Here is a 6,297-nt window from a genome sequence, read left to right as displayed (position 1 = left end):
CACCACAGACGGAAGAATGTGATGATCAGCAAAACAACCACCCACAAAAATATGGGGGTCGCACCAAAACAATATTGGCACTGACATTCATCGGCACACTGTTGAGTTCTCAAAGAACACGCACACATCATCACTCACCGGACACATCCGGATCGTTCCGAGGCAACTGTTCCAGCCTAGTTCGTTTCATCCACGGACGCAAATCCGTGCGGTTTCCGGAACCAGGGGCGGTGCGAAACCTTACCAGAAGGTGTCGTACCAGTGACATTCAGGCGCCTGCGTCCAACCTCGTTGTCCCTGACCTTGCGGTCCGGGTCGGTGTCCGTGTCGCTCTGACCTGAAATAAGTTACGCGAGGATCAACCGGAACACCAAATCGCCAGGTCAGGGTAGTTTTCTTCCGGAAGCGCGGCCGTCATCGGCACCGAATCGGCCGATGGAGGACCGCAGGTCGTCGTAGATACGGCCCACCACCGCTTCTACAGACCAGGACACGTCGAACACGGTCTCCGCGACGAAAGGCAGCGGTTGGTGCCTTCGATACCAGGTGCGCATGTCTGTAGGACCGAACTCTGCCACCTCCGGACGCGTGGCATGCCGGTCGAGGGTCTGCGCGAACGACAGGTCAAAGGCATAGAAGAAGGGGCGGTCGGTCGACGTCATGAGTCGCTCGAGCATCTCGCCGTACCGGTCGGTGTCGAGAATCCCCTCGATGATGGTCAGCCGCCCCCTCTTCATGCATTCCATCGCGATCATCTCGATGAGGTCGATGTTGAAACCTCCCGGCTCATCGCGCTCACGCAGAATTGTGCGACGGACGTTGTCTTGGGCGACGACCGCGCACTCCGCCTTACCGAAGCGGTGCCGTAGCGCCTTGGTCACCGTGCTCTTACCCGACCCCGAAGCACCACGGATCACCACGAGTGGGGGTTCGACGTGTTGTGCAACCACGGAATCACCGTAAGCGAAGGATCTGAGCGTCGGGGAGGGACTTCATCGCTGTACGACACCGTGTTCATGCGTCGACTCACGGATCAGTACAACTCTCGAGTAACGTCTTCGTTTGAGCCGAGCGAGGAAGGGTGCCGTGACGTCGACGGGGAACATGGTCGGGTTGTTCGCCGGAATCGGCGGCCTCGAGCTGGGGCTGGCGGAACACGGGTGGAACACCCAGCTTCTGTGCGAGGTGGACCCCGGAGCACAGGCTGTCCTCGGCTCGCGGTTTCCGGACATTCCTCTGCACCCTGATGTGACGCGCCTCCGCTCTCTCCCCCAGAACACAGAATTGGTCGCGGCCGGCTTCCCCTGCCAGGACCTGTCCCAGGCCGGGCGGACGGCGGGTATCACCGGATCGAAGTCGAGCCTCGTCGACGAGGTCTTCCGGCTCGTGAAGAGGAAGAACGGTCCCCGCTGGCTGGTCATCGAGAATGTGCCCTTCATGCTGCAACTCGGGCGGGGCGCTGCGATGCGACACATCACAGACGTGCTGGGCGACCTCGGATACGCGTGGGCTTACCGCGTCGTCGATGCTCGCGCCTTCGGTCTACCGCAGCGCCGACAGCGCGTCCTGATGGTCGCCTCCCGCACCGACGACCCGCGAACCGTGTTGTTCGGCGAAGACGCCGGCATGCCCATCGAAGGTGAGCCCGACCTCTATCCGTGCGGTTTCTACTGGACCGAGGGCGTTCGTGGCCTGGGGTGGGCGGTCAACGCAGTCCCCACACTGAAGGGCGGCTCGACGTTGGGCATCGCGAGTCCACCGGCGGTGCGGCTGCCGTCGGGAGAGATCGTCACCCCCGGACTGATCGATGCCGAACGCCTCCAGGGCTTCGACCCCGACTGGACAGCACCTGCCGTCCAGGCCGTCGGCGTCCGGCCCGGACATCGGTGGCGGCTCGTCGGCAATGCGGTGAGCGTGCGAATGGCGTCGTGGGTGGGTCACCGGCTCGGACATCGGATCGAGTACTCCGCCGATCACGAGACACCCATGGCAACGGGCGATCCTTGGCCGAGCGCGGCCTGGGGTGTGCAGGACAAGACCTTCCGCGTCCATGAATCACTGTGGCCTGTCCATGCCCCGTACGAGGACCTCGGCGGATTCCTCGAAGAATCCCGGTTGCTGTCGGCGAGGGCCACCGCAGGGTTCCTGCGCCGCGCACGCTCCGGCAAATTGCGCTTTCCGCCCGGGTTCCTCGACGACGTGGAGAATCATCTCGACCGCATGGGCGGGTTCCCGACCGTCGCGGCATAGGTAGCCGAGCGCAGGAGTCTGTATGGCGTCGTCCGACCGGCCACCCACCGATCCGCGCACACGCTCGCGGATGAGTCGGCAACGTCGGCGCGACACGGTACCCGAGCTGGCGCTACGCCGGGAACTACACCGACGCGGTCTACGGTTCTTCGTCGACCGCGCTCCGATCGCAGGCATGCGACGACGCGCCGACCTGGTCTTCCCCCGGCGACGCGTTGCCGTCTACGTAGACGGATGCTTCTGGCATCGATGCCCCGAGCACGCGACCGCACCGAAGAACAACGCCGAGTGGTGGGACGCGAAGCTGGCGGCGAACGTGCGCCGCGACCGCGACACGGACGCACGACTCGCCGACGCGGGGTGGACCGTCGTGCGGGTGTGGGAGCACGAGGACGCGACGACGGCGGCCGACCGTGTCCAACGCTCCCTCGCACAATGACGCGCTGTGACGGCCGGCCGCCCTCACCTACCGCCTACGTCGACGCCTTGGTCAGCTCCGCATATCGAGCGATGTGCTGTTCGGCGCTGCCGAACTCGTACTCGATCGCTGTCAGGCGTTTGAAGTAGTGACCTACTGCGAGTTCCTCGGTCATTCCCATCCCACCGTGCAGCTGGACTGCGTTCTGGCCGATGAACCGCGCTGCGCGGCTGGTCGTCGCCTTTGCGGCCGAGACGGCACGCGCCCGGTCTGCATCATCGGAGTCGAGGTGCAGCACCGCGAGATACACCGCCGAAACGGACTGTTCGAGCTCCATGTACATGTCGACCATGCGGTGCTGGAGGACCTGGAAGCTACCGATGGCCTGGCCGAACTGCTGACGTTGCTTGCAGTACTCGACGGTGTCGGCAAGCACCTTGCGCATGAGCCCGACGGATTCGGAAGCGACGGCGGTGATCGCCTCGTCGACCGTCCGGGAGATCGAACTCCAGGCCTGGCCCTGTTCGCCCAGCAGCGAATCGGCCGGCAGCCTCAGTCCGGTGAACTCTAGGTCGGCGGCACGACGGTCGTCGATCGTCCGGTACGAGTGCATCTCGACTCCGTCGGGCGGGTTCGCTGCGTCGAACTCGACCAGGAACAGCGAGATGCCGTCGGTGTCGAGTCGCTTGCCCTCGGTGCGGGCGGTGACGACCAGGTGAGTGGCCAGCGGTGCGCTCCCCGCGACGATCTTGGCGCCGTCGAGCACCCATTCCTCGCCGTCGCGTCGCGCGGTCGTGGTGACGTCGTGCAGTACGTAACCGGACGTCGGCTCGGTTGCGGCGAACGCGGTGACAGCGTTCCCTTCCGCGATGGCCTCGAGGACGGGCTTGGCACGAACGCCCCCTGCGCGGCCGAGAAGTCCGCCCCCGAGAACCACCGTGTCGACGTACGGTTCGATGACGAGCGCACGGCCGAGTTCTTCGGCCACCACCATGAGTTCGACCGGTCCACCGCCCATGCCGCCGACGTCTTCAGGAAGTGTCGCGCCGAGGATGCCGAGTTCGTCGGCGAATGCGCGCCACATGTCGGGCTGCCAGCCCGCACCCGTGGTCGCGGCCTTCCGGCTGCGGGCCAGGTCGTACCGGCTCGCGAGGAATTTGGCGACCGAATCACGTAGGAGCTGCTGCTCCTTGCTCAAACCGAAGTCCATCAGAGCCCCAATGCTGCTTTGGCGAGAATGTTTCGCTGAATTTCGTTGCTACCGGCGTAGATCGAACCGGCGCGGTCGTTGAAGTAGCGCAACGGTGCGACCGCCTGCCAGTCGTCGCCGCTGACGTAGTCGTCGTGCGGCGGCACGAAATCCGCGACCGGGCCGCCGGGCTCGGTCGCATGCGGCTGATAGACACGGCCGCGCGGGCCGGCTGCCTCGAGCGCGAGTCGTGTAATCGTCTGGCTGAGTTCGGTGCCGAGTACTTTGAGCATCGACGACGCCGGCCCCGTGTCCTTACCCGCCGACAATGCTGCCAGCGTGCGGTATTCGAGGATCTCGAGCACCTCGGTTCGGATGCGCGCCTCGGCGAGCGCGGCGGAGAACGCGGGATCGTCGATGAGCTTTCCGCCGGCCGGGCCCGGTTGCTCCGCTGCGGCGGCCGCGATCCTCTCGGCCATGACCTGCAGAGCCGGTGCTGCTGCTGCACCACCGCGTTCGAAGACGAGCAGGTACTTGGCGACGGACCACCCCTCGTCGATCTTGCCGAGGACGTTGCTCTTGGGTACCCGCACCTCGTCGAAGAAGACCTGGTTCTGTACCTCTTCGCCGGAGGTCATCACCAGCGGACGGATCTCGATGCCCGGCGTCGACATGTCGATCAGCACGAACGTGATTCCGTGTTGCTTCTTCTCGGACCTGGTTGTGCGCACGAGCGCGAACATCCAGTTCGCCTCGGTGGCGTGTGTCGTCCAGATCTTGCTGCCGGTCACGACGAGGTCGTCGCCGTCGTCGACCGCTGCCATCGTGAGCGATGCCAGATCGGACCCGGACTCCGGTTCGGAGTAGCCCTGGCAGAAGAAGACTTCACCGGAGAGGATCCCGGGGAGGAAGAAGTCCTTCTGCTCCTGTGTGCCGTAGGCGATGATCGCGTGCGAGACCATCCTGATTCCCATCGGCGACAGCGTCGGAGCGCCGGCGAGGACCGACTCTCGGCCGAAGATGTAGTGCTGGGTCTGTGTCCACTCGCAGCCGCCGTGCTCGACCGGCCACGCGGGGGCGGCCCAGCCACGTTCGTGCAGGATGCGTTGCCACTCCATGCTCGCCTCGTGATCGGAGTACACGCTCGTCGCAAGCGTGCCGGCACGACGCAATTCGGGTGTCAGCTTCTCGTCGAGAAACGAGCGGACCTCGTCTCTGAATGCGGCTTCGGCCGCTGACCACGCAAGTTCCATGTTGTCTCCCAGCAGGGTCGCTCACCGCAACCGATTGTGCGAATCTACGTTAACTTTTTCGGATTGAACGGAGGTTACTGGCGCACATACCCGAGCGTCAACAAGACATCCGCGATCAACGAAGAAGAGATACCCGTCCGGCTATGTGCGACCCGTCGTTCACGTAATCGGCTCGAACGCCCGAGCGCGACGAAGTCTCCGGAACATCATTCTCGAAAACGCATATAGTTACTCTCGTCACGGAGATTTCACGTCTTACCAGGCGAGTGCGACCGATACGGGAGTCGAGTACATGAAATTCTGGAGCGGCACAGCGTTCATGAAGACCGTAGAGATGCCGCCGGTCGCGCGGATGCTCGATGAGGCAGGGTTCCACGGCATGCTGATATCCGACCACCTCGTCTTCCCCAAGGAGATGAAGACGATCTATCCGGGCCACGAGAGTGGCAAGATGTTCTGGCCCGCCGACACCGAATGGCCGGATGCGTGGGTACTGGTGGGCGCCATGGCTGCAGTCACCGAGAACCTGCACTTCGGAAACAACGTCTACATCGCACCGTCGCGCCCCATCATCGAGGTCGCGAAGCAGGTCGGCACCGCTGCGACGATCGCCGGTGGCCGTGTCTCGATCGGGCTGTCGGCAGGATGGATGCGCGAAGAATTCGAACTCCTCGGCCAGGACTTCGACAATCGCGGCCCTCGACTCAACGAGATGATTCAAGCCCTGCGTGAACTCTGGAAAGGCGGCTGGGTGTCGTGGAAGGGCGAGTACTACGACATTCCCGAGATGATGATCGAGCCGCATCCACCTGAGCCGGTTCCGATCCTGTGCGGCGGCGAATCGAAGGCGGCCCTACGGCGTGCAGCGCGCTACTGCGACGGCTGGGTCGGCACCGCCTACACACTCGACGACGCCGAACAGTGGATCACGCGCATCAACGATCTCCGTCGTGAGTACGGGCGCGAGCACGAACCGTTCGATTTCATCATGGGATTGCGAGACACCCCGTCGCTCGAGCTGTACAAGCAGGCCCAGAAGATCGGCATCACCGGCGTCATGGTGTCGCCGTGGGCCAATTGGGAGCGAACACACTCCGGCGATCAAGACCATCTGCGCGGCACCGCGGAACACTATCGTGCGTCGATCGGGGATTTCCACGAGAGGATCATCGACCGACTCACCTGAC

Annotated in this window: 6 protein-coding genes; 3 read left to right on the top strand and 3 right to left on the bottom strand. The window is 64.0% G+C overall.

What is annotated here, in order from left to right; all coding sequences use genetic code 11:
• Positions 1-383 precede the first annotated feature (383 nt).
• On the bottom strand, positions 384-950 hold the full coding sequence (locus Q7514_RS12410; protein ID WP_330133538.1) for an AAA family ATPase: 567 nt from the start codon (positions 948-950) through the stop codon (positions 384-386).
• Between the two features lie 154 nt (positions 951-1,104).
• On the opposite strand from Q7514_RS12410, the gene Q7514_RS12405 reads away from it, so the two are divergent.
• Together Q7514_RS12405 and Q7514_RS12400 are read left to right on the top strand one after the other, a co-directional pair.
• Positions 1,105-2,250, top strand: a complete 1,146-nt coding sequence (locus tag Q7514_RS12405; protein ID WP_330133573.1) for a DNA cytosine methyltransferase — start codon at positions 1,105-1,107, stop codon at positions 2,248-2,250.
• 22 nt (positions 2,251-2,272) lie between these two features.
• A complete protein-coding gene (locus Q7514_RS12400) occupies positions 2,273-2,689 on the top strand; it encodes a very short patch repair endonuclease (RefSeq protein WP_330133537.1) in 417 nt (138 codons plus the stop codon).
• A 34-nt stretch (positions 2,690-2,723) separates the two neighbouring features.
• On the opposite strand, the gene Q7514_RS12395 is transcribed toward Q7514_RS12400, so the two are convergent.
• Together Q7514_RS12395 and Q7514_RS12390 are read right to left on the bottom strand one after the other, a co-directional pair.
• Positions 2,724-3,878, bottom strand: coding sequence for an acyl-CoA dehydrogenase family protein (locus tag Q7514_RS12395; RefSeq protein ID WP_330133536.1), 1,155 nt, complete (start codon positions 3,876-3,878; stop codon positions 2,724-2,726).
• Positions 3,878-5,110 carry an acyl-CoA dehydrogenase family protein gene (locus Q7514_RS12390; RefSeq protein WP_330133535.1) on the bottom strand — a complete coding sequence of 411 codons (1,233 nt, stop codon included), beginning with the start codon at positions 5,108-5,110 and terminating at the stop codon, positions 3,878-3,880. Before Q7514_RS12390 ends, Q7514_RS12395 begins: the two co-directional genes overlap by 1 nt.
• A gap of 292 nt (positions 5,111-5,402) precedes the next feature.
• On the opposite strand from Q7514_RS12390, the gene Q7514_RS12385 reads away from it, so the two are divergent.
• Complete coding sequence (locus Q7514_RS12385) at positions 5,403-6,296, top strand: TIGR03619 family F420-dependent LLM class oxidoreductase (protein ID WP_330133534.1); 894 nt, start codon at positions 5,403-5,405, stop codon at positions 6,294-6,296.
• Position 6,297: the final 1 nt, after the last annotated feature.

This window comes from Rhodococcus artemisiae, from assembly GCF_036327795.1.
GTDB lineage: Bacteria > Actinomycetota > Actinomycetes > Mycobacteriales > Mycobacteriaceae > Rhodococcus > Rhodococcus artemisiae.
The sequence above is the reverse complement of the archived record's forward strand: the minus strand, read 5'-3'. Positions and strand labels throughout refer to the sequence as shown.